17 protein-coding genes are annotated in these 16992 nt (G+C 60.4%); 14 read left to right on the top strand and 3 right to left on the bottom strand.

Annotated features, from left to right (window positions below; translation table 11 throughout):
* Window positions 1-49 precede the first annotated feature (49 nt).
* The gene (locus F6X24_RS03660) at window positions 50-697 is read right to left on the bottom strand and encodes a hypothetical protein (protein ID WP_151086670.1); all 648 of its coding nucleotides are present in this window, start codon (window positions 695-697) and stop codon (window positions 50-52) included.
* 100 nt (window positions 698-797) lie between these two features.
* Between F6X24_RS03660 and F6X24_RS03655 the strand changes: the two genes are divergently transcribed.
* Together F6X24_RS03655 and F6X24_RS03650 are read left to right on the top strand one after the other, a co-directional pair.
* Complete coding sequence (locus F6X24_RS03655; RefSeq protein WP_151086669.1) at window positions 798-1676, top strand: glycerophosphodiester phosphodiesterase family protein; 879 nt, start codon at window positions 798-800, stop codon at window positions 1674-1676.
* Between the two features lie 200 nt (window positions 1677-1876).
* Window positions 1877-2263: a helix-turn-helix domain-containing protein gene (locus F6X24_RS03650; RefSeq protein WP_151086668.1), complete on the top strand. Its 387-nt coding sequence runs from the start codon at window positions 1877-1879 to the stop codon at window positions 2261-2263.
* 372 nt (window positions 2264-2635) lie between these two features.
* Here F6X24_RS03650 and F6X24_RS03645 read toward each other — a convergent pair whose 3' ends face one another.
* Window positions 2636-2953, bottom strand: coding sequence for a DUF721 domain-containing protein (locus F6X24_RS03645; protein WP_151086667.1), 318 nt, complete (start codon window positions 2951-2953; stop codon window positions 2636-2638).
* 98 nt (window positions 2954-3051) lie between these two features.
* Window positions 3052-4179: a DNA replication/repair protein RecF gene (gene recF / locus F6X24_RS03640; protein WP_151086666.1), complete on the bottom strand. Its 1128-nt coding sequence runs from the start codon at window positions 4177-4179 to the stop codon at window positions 3052-3054.
* Window positions 4180-4255: 76 nt separating this feature from the next.
* Here recF and pdhA point away from each other — a divergent pair, with 76 nt between their 5' ends.
* From pdhA to F6X24_RS03580, 12 genes are all read left to right on the top strand, one after another.
* Window positions 4256-5428, top strand: a complete 1173-nt coding sequence (gene pdhA / locus F6X24_RS03635; protein ID WP_151086665.1) for a pyruvate dehydrogenase (acetyl-transferring) E1 component subunit alpha — start codon at window positions 4256-4258, stop codon at window positions 5426-5428.
* A 96-nt stretch (window positions 5429-5524) separates the two neighbouring features.
* Window positions 5525-6289 (top strand): tetratricopeptide repeat protein, encoded by a 765-nt coding sequence (locus F6X24_RS03630; protein WP_151086664.1) that lies wholly within the window; start codon window positions 5525-5527, stop codon window positions 6287-6289.
* 161 nt (window positions 6290-6450) lie between these two features.
* On the top strand, window positions 6451-6927 hold the full coding sequence (gene ribH / locus F6X24_RS03625; protein WP_151086663.1) for a 6,7-dimethyl-8-ribityllumazine synthase: 477 nt from the start codon (window positions 6451-6453) through the stop codon (window positions 6925-6927).
* Window positions 6928-7116: 189 nt separating this feature from the next.
* Window positions 7117-7500 (top strand): TraR/DksA family transcriptional regulator, encoded by a 384-nt coding sequence (locus F6X24_RS03620; RefSeq protein WP_151086662.1) that lies wholly within the window; start codon window positions 7117-7119, stop codon window positions 7498-7500.
* Window positions 7501-7672: 172 nt separating this feature from the next.
* A complete protein-coding gene (locus F6X24_RS03615) occupies window positions 7673-9637 on the top strand; it encodes a pseudouridine synthase (protein ID WP_229725323.1) in 1965 nt (654 codons plus the stop codon).
* An 82-nt stretch (window positions 9638-9719) separates the two neighbouring features.
* The gene (locus tag F6X24_RS03610; RefSeq protein ID WP_151086661.1) at window positions 9720-10478 is read left to right on the top strand and encodes a type III pantothenate kinase; all 759 of its coding nucleotides are present in this window, start codon (window positions 9720-9722) and stop codon (window positions 10476-10478) included.
* Complete coding sequence (locus F6X24_RS03605) at window positions 10465-11787, top strand: hypothetical protein (RefSeq protein WP_151086660.1); 1323 nt, start codon at window positions 10465-10467, stop codon at window positions 11785-11787. Before F6X24_RS03610 ends, F6X24_RS03605 begins: the two co-directional genes overlap by 14 nt.
* Window positions 11788-11849: 62 nt before the next feature.
* Window positions 11850-12374 (top strand): LPS export ABC transporter periplasmic protein LptC, encoded by a 525-nt coding sequence (gene lptC / locus F6X24_RS03600; protein WP_191906445.1) that lies wholly within the window; start codon window positions 11850-11852, stop codon window positions 12372-12374.
* Window positions 12375-12467: 93 nt separating this feature from the next.
* Complete coding sequence (locus tag F6X24_RS03595; protein WP_151086658.1) at window positions 12468-12722, top strand: hypothetical protein; 255 nt, start codon at window positions 12468-12470, stop codon at window positions 12720-12722.
* 114 nt (window positions 12723-12836) lie between these two features.
* Window positions 12837-13370, top strand: coding sequence for a SurA N-terminal domain-containing protein (locus F6X24_RS03590; RefSeq protein WP_151086657.1), 534 nt, complete (start codon window positions 12837-12839; stop codon window positions 13368-13370).
* A complete protein-coding gene (locus F6X24_RS03585) occupies window positions 13367-14962 on the top strand; it encodes a peptidylprolyl isomerase (RefSeq protein ID WP_191906444.1) in 1596 nt (531 codons plus the stop codon). The genes F6X24_RS03590 and F6X24_RS03585 overlap by 4 nt, the downstream gene beginning before the upstream one ends.
* Before the next feature lie 162 nt (window positions 14963-15124).
* Window positions 15125-16969, top strand: coding sequence for a tetratricopeptide repeat protein (locus F6X24_RS03580; RefSeq protein WP_151086655.1), 1845 nt, complete (start codon window positions 15125-15127; stop codon window positions 16967-16969).
* The last annotated feature ends 23 nt before the right edge of the window (window positions 16970-16992 follow it).

The following is a 16992-nucleotide window of genomic DNA, read 5'->3' as shown; positions in this document are numbered from 1 at the left end:
TGCGTCTGGCGCATTCAGTGCCAGCGGGCGATTGACTGTGCTTCAGCCGCTATTGGCCGCCCAGCAGACGGTTCTTCTCCAGCCGGGCTACGTACTTCACCAGCTCGCCGGTATTGGTAATCTGCTTGGCCTGCCAGTGGCCATCAGGCTCTTTCAGCAGCTTTACCTCAACTACCATAGTGGTGTCGTAGCGCGGTTGCGTAAACTCCAGGCCAACCAACGCCTCATCGCCTTTATCAGTCGAATACTTCACGCCCTTAAACTTGCTGTCGGGGCTGAACAAGTGACTCGCCAGGCCAAGAAATGAGATACTGACCAGCCGCTTGGGAGCCGCTGCCTGCGCCGCTTCCAGCGAGCCGGTCGCTACGTAGCGCTGTACTTCCTTGTGTGCTGCCTGGGCCAGCTGTGGCTTAAGCAGCCCCAGGCCGCCGCGTAAGGCCAGGCCGCCACCCGGCACCAGGGCAGTCAGCAAATTGCTTTGGCTGGCCACATCGTCTACCAAATGACCCGTCAGGGCATCTACATCCACGTAGCGCTCGAAGGCAGCCAGGTCATGCGTTTGCGTCGCGTTTGCTGCCTGTATCAGCGCGTATTCGGGGCCTTTGCGCAGGGCGCTGAAGTAGTAATAGCCACCCGCCACCAGGGCCAGCAGCGCTACAAGTAGTAGCAGTCGCTTCATATAAACAGGAGTAGCCACGGGCTAAAGCTGGCACGTTGCCAGGCAAGCCAGGTGTGCTAGCTCCTGCAAATTTACTTCGGCGGCTGCCGCCTTTGCCCGGCCTGCGTACAAAGTGCTTATGCAGTTTCCACCTTACCCAGTCGCTCTTTCCGGGGCCGCTTTTCTCGAAGTCCACGGCCATCGCGGGTGCCGGGGCCTACTGCCTGAGAACACCCTGCCGGCCTTTTTGCATGCCTTGGCGCTGGGAGTAGATGTGCTGGAGCTCGATGTGGTTATCTCGCACGACAACCAGGTAGTAGTCTCGCACGAGCCCTGGCTGTCGGCCAGCCTGGGTAGCGGCCCCGCCGGCGAAGCCATCGACCCGCGGCAGCCGCAGCAATTCAATCTCTATAAGCTGACTTATGCGACCATCCGGGAGTGCCGCGTGGGCGAGAAGCCGCACCCCGACTTTCCTTCTCAACAGCCAGTGCCTGCTTACCGGCCGCTGCTACGGGAGGTGTTGCAGGCGGTCGAGCTAGCCTGCCACACCCTTCGGCGCCCTCCGGTTGGCTATTCTGTCGAGGTGAAAAGTAGTCCGGCCGGAGACGATATTTTTCATCCACGGCCGGCCTTTTTCGTCGATTTGGTAGTGGCTGAGCTGGTCGCGGCGCAACTGCTTTCACGTACTACGCTGCTCAGCTTCGACCCGCGCGTGCTACAGTATGCCCGGCAGGCTGCGCCCTTGCTCAGGCAGTGTCTGCTTGTCGAAAGGCCTGCGCAGTCTTTACTCGTTTGCCTCCGGCAGCTGGGCTTTATACCCGATACCCTTGGTCCCGATTTCACGCTCCTGTCGGCGGCGATGGTACAAGAGCTGCGGCTCGCTTATCCGGGCCTGCGCCTAGTGCCCTGGACGGTAAACTACGTGGCTGACTTACGGCAGGTAGCCTGCTGGGGAGTAGATGGCATCACCACCGACTACCCCAATCGCTTGTTGCAGCTGTTGGGTAGAAGTAAATAATGTATGCCCTGGCGTTACAGTCGTGTGTAATACGACCTGTTCGTTACACTGTATCGTACATTTTTTATATGATACGCGGTAACGTTACAGTGCCCGCTTCTCACTGATTCTCTCTTCGCAATAATTAGTGTAAGACAAATTTGGTTTGCAAGGTTACGAATTACATCTTTGCACTGTAACTCATCTAAGCTATACACTTCATGCCGCATCAGGGCGAAATACTGCAGGAAGCCATCAAAAACAGCGGTATTTCCATCACGCGTATCGTGGAAGAGCTCGGCATTACACGTCCGACTATCTATCGTAAGTTTAAGGATGATACACTGGACGCCAATTTTGTAAAGAGCATTGGTCAAATTATTGGGCACGATTTTTCACACGACTTTACGATTGCTGAACAATCTTCTCTGCCATTTGTAACACCTATTGCTCGTTCAAGTGTTACACATAATGTTACACATCGTGTAACACCCGCTCAAAACCCCGATTCTGACCCTTCTAAGCAGCTTTTAGCTTTGCAAACGAAGTATATCGCCTTGCTGGAGGCCTACAATGAGCTTCTGCTAAAAGTGTATGGCCCCAAGTAACAAAAATGTTTCACGTGGAACATTTTTGCCCGAACATGAATCACAGTGTTAAAAACAGCACCTACTGAGCAATATCAGCATCCAGAAACGGCCAGCGGCTGTCAGCTTACGGCTGATGCCTGTTAAGCCAACTGTAAAGCTGAAACGGAGGGCTAGCACAGTACTTGCTTCCTGGGCCCGGAACAAAAGAAGCCTAAGCCAAAGAGGTGGCGCATCATCTTCTCTGGCCGACCCTCCTGCAAATTCTCAAGCCGCCAGCAGGTAGGTGTACGCAGCCAAGCCGTAGGCCAGCGGCCTGCTCTTAGGAAGAACAAGTGGCGCGAACGATGAGCGGACAGCCAAGCCGGCAGTACGCTACGCGCACCAACTCCACTACAGGAAAACAACTTCGGTCACGGTCTGGGCGCCGACTTCAGCGTTAAGCATTTCCAGTACCCGCGTTTTGGCCATGACGAGTTCATGCTTGAGCGGAGCCGAAGTGAGCCGAACGAATAGCTTGCCTTTACTCACGTACACCTCCTTTGTTTTGAGGGCAACGGCCTTGCCCATCACGCGCTCCCAGCTGGCTACTACCGTTACCTCGTTGAGCTTGCCGCCCAGGCGGTAGGCCCGCACTAAAGCCTCCAGGCCCTCCTTCAGCGGGATAATATCGGCCCGGCGTGCAGTGGGAGAGAGGCTGGGCTTTTTCACGAGTGACTAGTAAAATGAGGCGCAAAAATGCCCGATGACCCGGCGGTAATGCTACCTCAAAAGTACGCTCGCCAGCCTCCTAAAAGAGCTTTTCAGTGCTACAATGGCGCGACATTACCACCCTCCACTCGGAAGCGCCGGACATCGCTGCTTACGCCTGCCAAAGCCTGGTCAGTGCGTTCAAGGTTGGTATCAGTGAGGAATACCTGCCCAAAGGTCTGGTCAGCTACCAGCTGCAGCAGGCGGCCAATGCGCTTGTCGTCGAGGCGGTCGAATATGTCGTCCAGCAGGAGAAGCGGCTTGGCCGGAGCTAAGCCACTCGCCGGCTGACGGGCAGCCAGCAGCTCAAACTGGGCCAGCTTCAGAGCGATGGCGAATGACTTTTGCTGGCCCTGAGAAGCATACGTTTTGACGGGCAGCTCATCCATTAAAAATACGAAGTCGTCGCGGTGCGGACCCACCGTGCTGCGCTGCAGTGCCAGGTCACGCCGCTCGTTGGCTAAAAGCAGGTGGCGGAAATTCTGGCCTGGCAGCTGGCTCTTATAAGCCAGCGTAACGGCTTCGCGGCCCTCCGCCAGTTGGTGGTAATGGTTTTGGAACACCGGAATAAACAGCGACAGGAACTCGGCCCGACGCTCCGACAGGCTTTCCCCCAAAGGAGCCAGCTGGTCGTCGAGGGCTTGCAGGTAGAGCGCATCAAACCCATGGCTGCCGCTGCCCTGCTTGAGCGTGGCATTACGCTGCCGCAGCAAGCCATTGTACTGAATAAGCAGTTCCAGAAAGTCGTGGTCGAGCTGCGACTGAAGACTATCGAAGTAGCGCCGACGCTCTTCACTGCCCTGGCGAATCAGGTCGGTGTCGTAGGGCGAGATGAGCACCGCCGGGTAGCGGCCAATGTGGTCGGCCAGCCGGTCGTAAGGCTGCTTATCATGGGTAATGATTTTTTTCTGGCCCGCTCGCAGACTTACCTGAATGGTCTCGGTCTTTTCGGCCAGGGCCGCCGAAAAGCTGCCTTTCACCACAAAGAAGTCAGCTCCTTGCTTAATCGCCTGGGCATCGGCCGCGTTGAAGGCACTCTTGGCCAGCGCCAGGTAGTGAATGGCGTCGAGCAGGTTGGTTTTGCCACTGCCGTTATCGCCGATAAAGCAGTTGATGCCGGGGCCGAATGCCAGGCTGGCTTCGTCGTAGTTTTTGAAAAACAGCAGGTGGAGCCAGTCGAGCGTCATTAGGAGCAGCGGAGTGGGAGTACGGTTGGTATTACGTAATTTCGCCCTCCCAACGCGAAATTATATACCCCGAATTATGGCGGAGTCGAAAGTAAAGGATGCCCCGAAGGCCGGCGCGAACGGTAGCAGCAACCAGACGCCGAAGGTAGCGGATGCTACCACGGGTGTCGAGACCGTGCAGCAGCCGGCCGTAGAAGAGTTACCGGACGCGCACAAAGGTGGCAACCCCGGCAATGAGCCGGTAGCCACCTCACCTGACCAGTTAGAGTTTTCTAAAGAGGTATATATAAATTGGTATGAGCAAATGCAGCTCATGCGGAAGTTTGAGGAGAAGGCCGGGCAGCTTTACGGTCAGCAAAAAATAAAGGGCTTCTGCCACCTCTACATTGGCCAGGAGGCGTGCGTAGCCGGCGCCGTGTCGGCCCTGGAAAAAGGCGATAAGTATATCACGGCTTACCGCGACCACGCTCACCCGCTGGCGCTGGGTACCTCACCCAATGCCATCATGGCCGAGCTGTTTGCCAAGGCCACCGGCTGCTCGAAAGGCAAAGGCGGCTCGATGCACATGTTTGACAAGGAAGTTGGGTTCATGGGTGGCCACGGCATTGTGGGCGGCCAGATTCCGATGGGAGCCGGCATTGCATTTGCCGAGAAGTACAACAAGACGGGTAAGCTTTGCATCTGCTACATGGGCGACGGCGCCGTGCGCCAGGGCGCCCTGCACGAAGCCTTCAACATGGCCATGCTCTGGAAGCTGCCCGTGATTTTCGTGGTGGAGAACAACGGCTACGCCATGGGCACCTCGGTACAGCGTACTTCCAACGTGACCGACCTGCACATCATTGCTGAAGGCTACCAGATGCCCAACGAGCCGGTGAATGCCATGAACGTGGAAGACGTGCACCACGCCGTAGCCCGCGCCGCCGCCCGGGCCCGCAGTGGCGAAGGCCCTACTTTCCTGGAGTTCAAAACCTACCGCTATAAGGGCCACTCCATGAGCGACCCCGCCAAGTACCGCACCAAGGAAGAAGTGGAAGAGTATCGCCACCGCGATACCATTGAGGCCGTGCGCCACACCATTCTGACCCACCAGCTGGCTACGGAAGAAGAGCTGGCCGCTATCGACGAGCGCATCAAGGCCCAGGTGCAGGAGTCGGTGGAGTTTGCCGAAAACTCGCCGTACCCGGATGCCGCCGAGCTTTACCACGACGTGTACGTGCAGGCCGACTATCCGTATATTCACGATTAAGTTTTTATCTTTCATCCCGGCCCCTTGCCTTTGTGGCCGGGTGGCCCCCGCGGCGCGGCTTGGTTCAAGAGCCCTGCCGCCGAGCTACCTCTCCTAATGTCTAAGATTCCTTACACCGGCAAAACGCCGGGTGCCCGCCAGCCCATCCGCCCCGTGTCGTCTGACCCGCTGGCTCCAGCCGAAGAAAGCTACGTGACCCAAAATCCGTTGCTCGAAGACCCCGATGCGCTCGCCGCTCGCCTGGCCGAGTCGGAAGATTTCGTACGCCGCAATCGCAACTTGCTGCTGGGGATTCTGGTAGTAGTGGTAGCCGCCATAGCCGGCGCATTTGGCTACAACTACTGGCGCACCGAGCAAAACACGCAGGCCCAGAATGCCATGTTCAAGGCGGTGGATTATTGGGAAGCTGATTCGCTGGGCAAAGCCACCAAGGGCGACGGCAAGCATCCGGGCCTCGATAAGGTAGCCACGGAGTACAGCGGCACCAAAGCTGGCAACCTGGCCAACTTCTACGCGGGCGTGGCCGCCCTGAAGCAGGGTAAGTTTCAGGATGCCTACAATTACCTCGACAAGTTTAGCTCGGATGATTACCTGGTGCAGTCGCGGGCATATGCGCTCATGGGCGACGCCAAGCTGGAGCTGAATCAGCCCAAGGATGCGGCCGAGCTGTATGCCAAAGCGGCCGACCACAACCCGAATGAGCAGTTTTCGCCCGGCTACGTGCTGAAGCAAGGCATTGCGCTCGAAACCGCCAAAGACAACGCCGGCGCGGCCAAAGCCTACGACCGTATCATCAACGACTACGCAACCTCGCCCGAAGCAGCCGAAGCCCGCCAGCGCAAAGCAGCGGTCGGCCAATAGGCTATTCAGCCAGGCTTAGCTACGCACAACGGCGCTTTCCCGCAACGGGGAGCGCCGTTGTTGTTTACTAAAGCCGAACCAGCTTCTAACACACCCGCAACGCACCAAATCAGCTCGGCCCAGGCTGGCACAATCCGCATTACCTGCATACTCTGCGCTTTATGGCAACTTCTCTCCAAAACCTCAGCACTTACGACAGCTCCGGGTTCATCAACATCAGCGAAAAGCGCTTTGGCCTGGTTGTGGCCGAGTGGAACCGGGAGCTGACCGATACGCTCAGCAATGGTGCCTACGAAACGCTGCTTAAGCACGGGGCCAGGCCCGAAAATATCTTTCGCAATATGGTGCCCGGCAGCTTTGAGCTCACGCTGGGGGCGCAGCTGCTGGCCCAGCACGAGGAGATGGACGCCGTTATCTGCCTCGGCGTTGTGATTAAGGGCGATACCAAGCACGACGACTACATCTGCCACGCAGTGGCGCAGGGCCTTACTACAGTGGGGCTAAAATATAACAAACCCGTAATATTTGGCCTGGTAACCACCAATACGCTTGAGCAGGCCTGGGACCGCGCCGGCGGGCGGCACGGCAACAAGGGCGTAGAAGCCGCCGTGGCCGCCATCCAGATGCTGGGCTTCTAGGCCGAAAAGCCCCTTGGCGAAGCAAAGCCGCTGAAACTAATTACCTTTGCACTACCAGACGATAAGAAGCCGGCAACCGCGACAAGCAAACGCTTGAATTGATGCTAAACTTTTTGGGGCTGCGAGGCGTTGGCCTGCCAGGCCAGCTTAATTGGTGTAACTATCTACTATTCTTTTACCTGCTTTTCGATGACCGAGGAAAACCTCCGCTACTCGCGGGAAGACCTGGCTGAGTTTGACCAGATTATCCAGGAAAAGCTCACCGCAGCCCGCAAAGAGCTTTCTTTTATTAAAGAAACCCTGACCCGCAATAATGAGTCGGGCACCGATACAACGGCCGCTTCCTTGAAAGTGCTGGAAGACGGCGCCGAAACGGCCGAAAAAGAAAGCCTGAACCAGCTGGCCTCGCGCCAGATGAAATTTATTCAGCAGCTTGAGAATGCGCAGCTGCGCATTAAAAACGGGACCTATGGCGTGTGCATCGGCACCGGCAAGCTCATTCCGAAAGAGCGCCTGCGGGCCGTGCCGCACACCCAGCACTCGATAGAGGCGAAGCTGGCCCGGCGCGACTAAGCACGGCAGCCGATTACTACCCGGACCCGTACCCAACGCCTCGGCGGCGGGAGTACGGGTCCGGGCTTTTTTTACCAACTGCCGGCGGTCTGCCGCCCGGGCAGCTAAGAGCACTCACCAGCGCCGGCGGCGCGGGACTATAAGCCAGCAACCAGATAACGTATAAATTCAGATGGGCAAGCAACATTTTTCGGAGGATAAGCCAGGCCGGCGCGGTGCGGCTGGCGGCGCAGGGCGGCCCGGCAGCGACTCGCGCGGGGGCAATTCGCCCCGCAGCAGCGGTGGCTACAAAGGCAGCCGCCCCGATGGGCGCAGCGAAGGCTATTCGCCTTCCCGGCCCACATTTGGGCAGGGGGGTGGCCACCGGGCCGGCGGCCGGCCCGGTGGCAGCGGTAGCTTTGGCAAGCCGGGCTTTGGTGACAAGCGCAGCTTTGGCAGCGGCGACCGCCCCGAGCGCGGTGGCTTTGGTGAGAAACGCAGCTTCGGTGGAAGTGACCGCCCCGAGCGCGGCGGCTTTGGCGAAAAGCGGAGTTTTGGCGGAGGCGACCGGCCAGCCCGCGGTGGGTACGGTGACAAGCGCAGCTTTGGCGGCGACCGCCCCAGCTATGGTGAAAAGCGCAGCTTTGGTAGCAGCGACCGCGAGGCGCGCCCGGCTCGCAGCTTCGATAAAAGTGGGGAAGGCAATGAGCGCCGGGGTAGCGAGGAGCGCAGCGAGCGGCCTGCCTACCCACCCAAGCCCATCTGGCAAGGCCAGCCCGTGCGCTACGAGGGCCTGCCCACGGTGCCGCGCGGCACCAAAGGCGAGCGCAACCGCAAGTTTATAAAAACCAACCCCGACGGCACCCCGCTGGAGGGTGGAGCACCGGCCGATGCGCGCCCGGCCTACACGGGCCGCGATGAGCGCCGCTCGTTTGAGGAGCGGGGCGCGGGCAACCGCCCCCGGCCCGAAGGCGGCAGCTTTGAGCGCCGCGACGAGCGGCCGGCCCGCCGCGAGTTTGGCAGCCGGCCCGGTGGCGAGGAGCGCCGCGGGAGCTTTGGCGACCGGCGGCCGGCCGCCGGTGAGGGCGGCGAGCGCCGCTCCTTTGGCAACCGGGAAGGCCGGCCTTCGGAGGGCGGGCGCGATGAGCGCCGCAGCAGCTATGGCAACGACCGGGGCCCTGGCCGCGAGCGTACCGAAGGCGCCTTTGGCAAGCCGCGCAGCTACGGCGAGCGCCCCAGCAACACCAGCAGCGGCACCTTCCGCGAGCGCCGCGAGGCCCTGCGGGCCGCCGAGAGCGGCCCCCGCTCCAGCACCGGCTACGGCCGGGCCGATAAGCCGAAGTTTGGCGAAAAGCCGGGGGAAGCGCCCGACTACAAAAACCTCAAGCACTACGAGCAGGACAAGACGCGCGGCAACAAGCGCCGTCTCAACGAGGAAGACTTCGGCAATGAAGAGCTTCGGCTAAACCGCTATATAGCAAATGCAGGTATTTGCTCGCGCCGCGAGGCCGATGCCCTGATTGCCGCCGGGGAAATCCGTGTAAACGGCGAGGTTATTACCGAAATGGGCTACAAGGTGCAGCCCACCGACACGGTGCAGTACGGCAAAACCAACCTCAACCGCGAGAAGCTGGTGTACGTGCTGCTGAACAAGCCCAAGGACTTCATCACGACCACCGACGACCCCGAGGGCCGCAAGACGGTGATGTCGCTGGTAGCAACGGCTTCGAAGGAGCGTATTTTTCCGGTGGGCCGCCTCGACCGCAATACCACGGGCCTGCTGCTTTTCACCAACGACGGCGAAGTAGCCCAAAAGCTTTCGCACCCGTCGCACAAGAACAAGAAAATCTACCAGGCCGAGTTGGATAAGCCCCTCACGGCCGAGCATCTGGCCGAAATAACGGCCGGCGTGGAGCTGGAAGACGGCAAAGCCGAAGTAGATGACGTAGCCGTGGTGGCTGGCAATCCGCATTTTGTGGGCATTGAGCTGCATATCGGCCGCAACCGCATTGTGCGCCGCATATTTGAGCACCTTGGCTACGATGTGGTAGCGCTGGACCGGGTGCAGTACGCCGGCCTCACCAAGAAAGACCTGCCCCGCGGCAAATGGCGCTTTCTGAGTGAGCAGGAGGTTATTCGCCTGAAATACTTTATGTAACGAAGTACTGGCTGGTAAGCCGGCCGGAAGTTCGGAATTGCGAAGCCTCCGGCCGGCTTACCAGCCGCTTCACTGGCACACTATGACCAGCCTTGCGCTCGACCTTGGTAATACGGCCTTGAAGTACGGCGTATTTGGGCCTGAAGGCCTGCGCGAAAGCGGCGCGCTGGCCGCTCCGGCCCAACTGCGGGCGCTGTGGCAGCTGCACCAGCCAGCGCACGCCATTCTGGCGTCGGTGGCCGATGAAGCTACTACGCAGCCCTGGCTGGCTGAGCTGGCGGCGGCCGATGGGCTGGGGCGCATTCTGCCGTTTCGGCCGGGCTTTACGCCGGTGCCGCTGCGCAATGCTTACGCCACGCCCCAGACGCTGGGAGCCGACCGGCTGGCGGCGGCGGTAGGGGCGGCCAGCTTGCGGCCGGGCCAGGATACGCTGCTCCTTGACGCCGGCACGGCCCTCAAGCTGGACCTGGTAACTGCTGATGGCACGTACCAGGGCGGCAGCATCGGACCGGGCCTGCGCATGCGCTTGCAGGCCCTGCACACCTTCACGGGCCGGCTGCCCCTGCTCGAATTGCCCGGCCCGGCGGAGGCAGTGCAACTAATAGGCAACACCACGGCCTCTTGCTTGCTGCGCGGCGTGCTGCGCGGCACCGCCGCCGAGGTGCGCGGGCTGGTAGCCGACTACCGCCGGCAGTACCCCCGGTTGGGAATACTGCTGACGGGAGGCGACGCGCCGTACCTTTCGGCAGCGCTGTCCTCGTCGGCTGGCTGTATCTTTGCCGTGCCAGAACTGGTGCTGCTGGGCCTGGATAAGATTTTACGCTATAATGTTGACAACTAAAAAACTATCCGGGGCCCTGCTGACGGCCGCTGCCACCCTGCTCGCCGGTTCGGCGCTGGGGCAAGGGCTGGGCAATTCGCCGTACTCGCGGTTTGGCCTGGGCGATAACACGGGCAACTACGGCGGCGTGCGGCAGCTGGGCATGGGCGGCACGGGTCTGGCCGCGCCCAATACAGTTAACGTCAACGAGTTAAATCCTGCTCTGCTTACCTATACTACCCGTACCACCTGGGAGGCGGGTTTTAACGGGCAGGTCCAGACCGTGCGCAACGCTACCTCGTCTAACCGGGCCGGCTCGGGTACGATTGGCTACCTGGCGCTGGCAGTGCCCCTGAACAAGCGCTGGGCCGCCGCTGCCGGCCTCAAGCCCTACAGCTCGGTTGACTACGAGGCTACCCAGCTGGTGCCCGTAAATGGCGACCCTACATCGCGCGGCTATGCAAAATACACGGGTAGCGGGGGGCTGTCAGAAGCGTATCTGGCCAGCGGCCTTCACGTATTGCGCGACCTCAACCTGGGCGGCAGTGCGGCCTATTTGTTCGGCACTATCAACCAAGGCCAGGGGCTGGCTATTATTGCGCCGAATATTGCCACCCAGCAGCTGGTAGTAGCCAATGAGCAGCTGCGCTATTCCGACTTTCTGTTTCGGGCAGCGGCGCATTACCGCCATCAGCTAAATAAAGACCTGACGCTGAACCTGGCGGCGGTACAAACCTTTCAGGCCAACCTGAAAACGAATCGCCTGCGCACCACCGAGCAGCAGGATGCCAATGGCGCGGTAATCAACGGTACCGTGCAGCTCTCCAACGATAACGGCACCTCAACCTTGCCCGCACTCTCGCAGGTGGGCCTGACCGTGGACAATGGCCGTAACTGGACGGCCAGCTTCGATGGCTCGTACCAGCAGTGGTCGAAGTATCAGCCGTTTAGTCTTCTCTCTACCCAAACCCTGAGCAATACCTGGCGGGCGGCCGCCGGCGGCGAGTTTACCCCCGACCCTGGTTCGGTAGAGCACTACTTTCAGCGCGTGACCTACCGCGTCGGGCTAAGCGTGGCGCAGATGCCTTATGCGCCCCTGGGAACCCGTCTCTACGACCGGGCCGTGCACTGGGGCTTCTCGTTCCCGCTGCCCACGGCTACCCCCTTGGAATCGACCACGATGAGTGTGGCCTTTATCTATGGCATACGTGGCAACACCAACTACCTCTATGGGAGCGGGGGCGAAAGCAATGTGCAGGAAAACTACCTGCGGGTGCAGGTAGGGGCCACTCTCAGCAACCGCTGGTTTATCAAGCGGCGGCTGCAATAGCGGTGGGCGTGGGGTGCTTGAAGCCAGGGCCGGCCCGGAGAGCCAGTATGCTGCTGGCAGGCTTGCTGCTTGCGCTGGCCGGCTGCCAGCAAAAGGATGCCGGGGCAAAGCGCATTGCCTACACCGGCCCGCTGCTGGAAACCGACAACGTTGTCACGCTGCTCAGCGACTCGGCCCGGCTGCATATCCGGCTCACGGCCCCGCTGGAGCAAAGATTTGAAAATAGTGATATTCTTTACCCCAAAGGCGTTTCGGTGACGTTCTACGATAAGCCGGGTAAGCTGGTAATTAATACGCTGAATGCCAGGTGGGGGAAATTTGACAATGCCAAGCAGCTCTATATTATGCGCGGCGCCGTGCAGGTAGCCAACGTGCCGCAGCAGCAAACCCTTCATACCGAAGAGCTGTTTTATAACCGCGCGCAGCAAAAAATATATACTGACAGTGCTATGTTTGTGCGGGTGCAGACGCCCACTGAGGTGCTTACCGGCTACGGCCTCACGGCCAACCAGGATTTTTCACGCTACGGCATTCACCGGCCCGTTGGTACGTTTACCCTCGACCAGGCCCAGACGTTGGGCAAGTAAGCCGGGTAGCTTTAAAGGCGCAAAACGAGTTGTAGCGCCGCCCGCCGGCCACCGGAGCGTTGCTTTGGGCGCGGCCAGACGATTAAATCAGCTATGAAATTCGACAAGTCTCTGCTGCGCACCATCCTCTTTGCCCTGGGCGTGGTGTCGTTCGTAATCGGGGTGTACCAAACGGTGCTGCAAAGCGACCTGGGCCGTAATTACTGGATATTTATGGTGTCGCTGGCGTGCTGGCTGCCCCTCAACTACTGGCGGCAGCAGGATGCCCGCAAGGCCAAGGAAGCCGAGGTAGCCCGGCAGGTGGCCGAGCTAAACAAGCCCGCCCGAAAAAATAAGAAGCGCCGCTAAGGCCGGGCAGGCTGATTTGGGCGGGGTTGGCGGGGCAGCTACTTGATAGTTCGGGCGATTCGTGGTTATTTTGCGCCTCTTTTTGGCTCCGTGCCACCGCATTAGAATTTAGTAATGGCTTTAATTAACACGATTCGGGAAAAGTCGGGGGTGGCCGTGGGCGCCGTCGCCGTCGGGATGCTGCTCTTTATAGTGGGCGGCGACCTGGTAGGAGGGAAGAACCGCCTCTTCGGCCGCGATGGAAACGTAGTGGGCGAGGTAAACGGCAGCAAGATTGAGCTGCCCGAGTTTACGGCCGCCCTGGAGCAAGCCAAGCAAAACTTTGCCAACCAGCAGGGCCGCCAGCCCGACGAGCAGGCGCTCGGCTACCTGCGCGACCAGACCTGGAACCAGCTGCTGTACCGCCGGGCCTTCCAGCCCCAAATCGAGAAGCTGGGCCTGGCCGTGGGCGACGATGAGATGGTGGATATGGTGCAGGGCGACAACCCGAACCCCGCCATTAAGCAGGCCTTTACCGACCCCAAGACCGGGCAGTTTGACAAAGCCCGCCTGGTAGAGTACCTGCGCAACCTCGACAAGCTGCCCCCGAAGCCCAGGCAGCTTACCACAATTTCGAAGCCAGCCTGCGCGAGTTTGACCGGCCCGTGAGCAAGTACAATGCCCTGCTCAAAAACTCGGTGTACGTGACCACGGCCGAAGCCCGGCTGTTTGACCAGGGCCAGAACGCGAAGACGAACTTCCGCTACCTGTTTGTGCCCTACACCAGCGTGTCGGACTCGGCCTTCAAGCCCACCGATGCCCAGCTGCAAGACTACCTCGACCGCCATAAGGGCCGCTATAAGGTAGAAGATGGCCGCAATATCGAGTACATCGTGGTGCCCGAAACAGCGACCAAGGAAGACAGTGCCGCCCTGCGCCAGAGCGTAGCCGGCCTGGCCCAGCAGTTCCGCACTGCGCCTAATGACTCGCTGTTTGTGCGCTCCAACTCCGACCAGCCCTACAACCACGCCTATCTCTCGCCGGCCGACCTGCCCGAGAAGCTGCGCCAGCAGCTGCCCCTGAAAGTAGGCGAGGTGTACGGCCCCTATGTTGAGAATAACTCACTGGCTATCTATAAGGTAACGGGAGCCAAGGCCGGCGCTAAGCCCGCGGCTCGCGCCAGCCATATCCTCATCAAGCCCGCCGGCACTACGCCCGAGGCCAAAGCGGCTGCCAAAGCCAAAGCGCAGGATATTCTCAATAAAATAAAAGCCGGTGCCGACTTTGCTACTATGGCCCGGCAGTTTGGCACCGACGGAACCAAAGACCAGGGCGGCGACCTGGGCTGGTTTGACGAGGGCCGCATGGTGCCGGCTTTCAGCAAGGCGGTATTTGCGGCCAGCGGCCCCGGCCTGCTGCCTAACCTCGTGGAAACCAGCTTTGGCTACCACATTGTGAAGGTGACGGCTCCGAAAACCAACCAGACCTACCAGATAGCTGCCGTAGTGAAAAACGTGCAGCCCAGCGATGCCACCCGCGAAGCCGCCTACAACAAGGCCGAGCAGCTGCAAGCCAGCGCCAGCAGCCTGGAGGCTTTCCGGGCCCTGCCGACCAAAGACAAGACCCTGCAAAAGCAGGAAGCGAAGTTTGTGACCCGCGACGCGCAATCGGTCAATAACCTGCCGGGCTCGCGCGAGATTGTGCGCTGGGCATTTGGCTTCAACCCCGATGGCGGCTCCGAAACGAAAGTGGGTGATGTGCGCAAGTTTGACATCGGCGACCAGCACATCATTGCGGCCGTTACGGATGCGCGCAGCAAAGGCACTGCTACTATCGAAAGCATTCGCCCCGAGCTAACCGCCGCCGTGCGCAATGAGCTGAAGGCCAAGCAAATCATCAGCAAGCTGCAAGGCAAAGCCGGTTCGCTCGAAGACCTGGCAAAGGCCGTCGGCAACGGAGCTGTAGTGCAAAATGCCGAAGGGGTATCGCTCAACCAGGGCACCATTCCGAACGTGGGCTTCGAGCCCGAGGCCGTGGGCCGCGCCTTCTCGCTGAAGCCGGGCCAGAAATCGGCGCCCATTCAGGGCGAGCAGGGCGTGCTGGTAGTAGAGTCTACCGGCGTGTACCCCGCCACGCCCAGCGACCTGAAGACGGTGCGCCTGCAGCTGGCGCAGCAGCGTCAGCAGCGCCAGGATGGCCTCATCTACGAAGCCATCAAGGGCCAGGCCAAAGTGAAGGACAACCGCTCGAAGTTCTTCTAAGCCGCCGCGCCCGCCGAAGTGCCAAGGGGCTGTACCTTCGGGTGCAGCCCCTTCTTGTTAGGGCAGTGGCTGTGATGGGCGGCGCGGGCACGGCTCGTGGCCGGGCCATTGAACAAACCAGCTGACCCAGGGCGTTGCCAGGGTATGAAAATCGTGTTTCGTATGCGCTATTCTTTATTGCTGCTGGCAGCTGGGGGGCTGGCCCTGCCGCTGCACGCTCAGCCTACGCAAAGCGGCCCGCCCCGGACGGGCGTCTGGGCCCCGATTGACGCGCCCACCCTGGCCCGCGACTACGCCCGGCGCGGCGAATATGAGAAGGCCGCCTTTCTTTTTGAAAAGCTCAAAAGCGACGAGCAAACAACGCCCGCAGTGCTGCCCGACTACGTAGCCACCCTGCAAGCCCTAAAGCGCTACAAAGACGCCGAAAAGCTGCTAAAGCGCGCCAGCAAGCAGCACCCCGACGAAGGCAGCTACGGCGTGACGCTGGGGGCGGTCTATGCCGCTGCCGGCGACCAGCCCTCGGCCGATAAGCAGTACCAGCGCGTTGTGGGCCAGCTTACCCCGGCGCAGGTAGAGCCGGTCGCCGCCGAGTTTCAGAAGCGCAGCCTGCCGGCCTGGGCCGAGCGCACCTACCTGCGCGGCCGCGAGCTGGCCAAAAACAACACGGAATATGCCCCGCAGCTCATTCAGCTTTATACCCAGAGCCAGGAACAGGACAAGCTGCTGGCCGAAACCCTGCACCTGGTGGAGCGCGACCCGCAGCAGCTGCCCTTTGTGCGGAATATGCTGCAAAACGCGCTGCATGAGGAAAAGGACTTCGATACGCTCGAAAAAATATTGGTAAGCAAGGTGCAGGCCCAGCCCGATGTGAGCGCCTACAGCGAGCTGCTGCTGTGGCTGCAGGTGCAGCGCCACGACTTTGCGGGGGCCCTGGTGCAGGTGCGCGCCCTCGACCGCCGCACCAATGCCCAGGGCAGCCGGGTACTGAGCCTGGCTGGCATTGCGCAGCGCAACCGCGACTATGCCACCGCCATTGCGGCCTGTGAGTATGTGGTGCGCGAGTACCGCACCGGCCCCAACTATGGCATTGCCCGGCAGCTGCTGCTCCAAACCCGCGAGGCCCAGGTGCGCGATACCTATCCCGTGGACCAGGCGCAGGTGCGCGCCCTGGCCGCCGATTACTCGTCTCTGCTAACCGAGCTGGGCCATACGCCCGATGCGGCCCCGGTGATGCGCCAGCTGGCCAACCTCTACGCCTTTCAGCTCGACGATAAGCCAAAGGCCATGAGCTTATTACAGGCAATAATCGAGATGCCCCGTGCCTCGGCCGATGAGGTAGATGAGGCGAAAACCACCCTCGGCGACTTATTCCTGCTGAAAGGGGAGCCCTGGGAGGCTACCCTGCTCTATTCGCAGGTCGAAAAGGCCCACCCCGAAGCGCCATTGGGTTACGAAGCCAAGCTGCGCAATGCCCGGCTGAGCTATTTTGCCGGCGACTTTAAGCTGGCCCAAAGCCACCTCGATATTCTGAAGGAAGCCACCACCCGCGAAATCGCCAACGATGCCATGCAGCTCTCGCTGCTCATTCAGGAAGGTACGGCCGTAGATACCCTGGGCCTGGCTCTAAAAGACTACGCCGCGGTCGAAGAGCTGGTATTTCAGAATAAGATTCCGCAGGCTGAGGCGGGCCTCGATGCGCTGCTGCGTAAGTACCCCGGCCACGCGCTCACCGACGATGCCCTGTTTTTGAAAGCCAGGCTCCAGCGCCGCACCGGCGACTACGCCGCCGCAGTCACTACCCTCGGCCAGATTACAGCCAACCCGAAATACGACGTACTGAGCGACGACGCCCTGTTTCTGACTGCCGAAATCCTGGACGAAAACCTCAACGATAAGCCCAAGGCCCAGGCGCTGTATCAGCAGCTGCTAACCAGGTACCCCGGCAGTATCTACGTGGCCGAAGCCCGCAAGCGCTTCCGGCGCCTGCGCGGCGACGCCGTGCAATAGGAATTGTTTATGACAGTAAAAGT

The sequence above is a fragment of the Hymenobacter baengnokdamensis genome, from assembly GCF_008728635.1.
In the GTDB taxonomy this organism is placed as follows: domain Bacteria; phylum Bacteroidota; class Bacteroidia; order Cytophagales; family Hymenobacteraceae; genus Hymenobacter; species Hymenobacter baengnokdamensis.
This window is presented reverse-complemented; position numbering and strand designations above follow the sequence as displayed.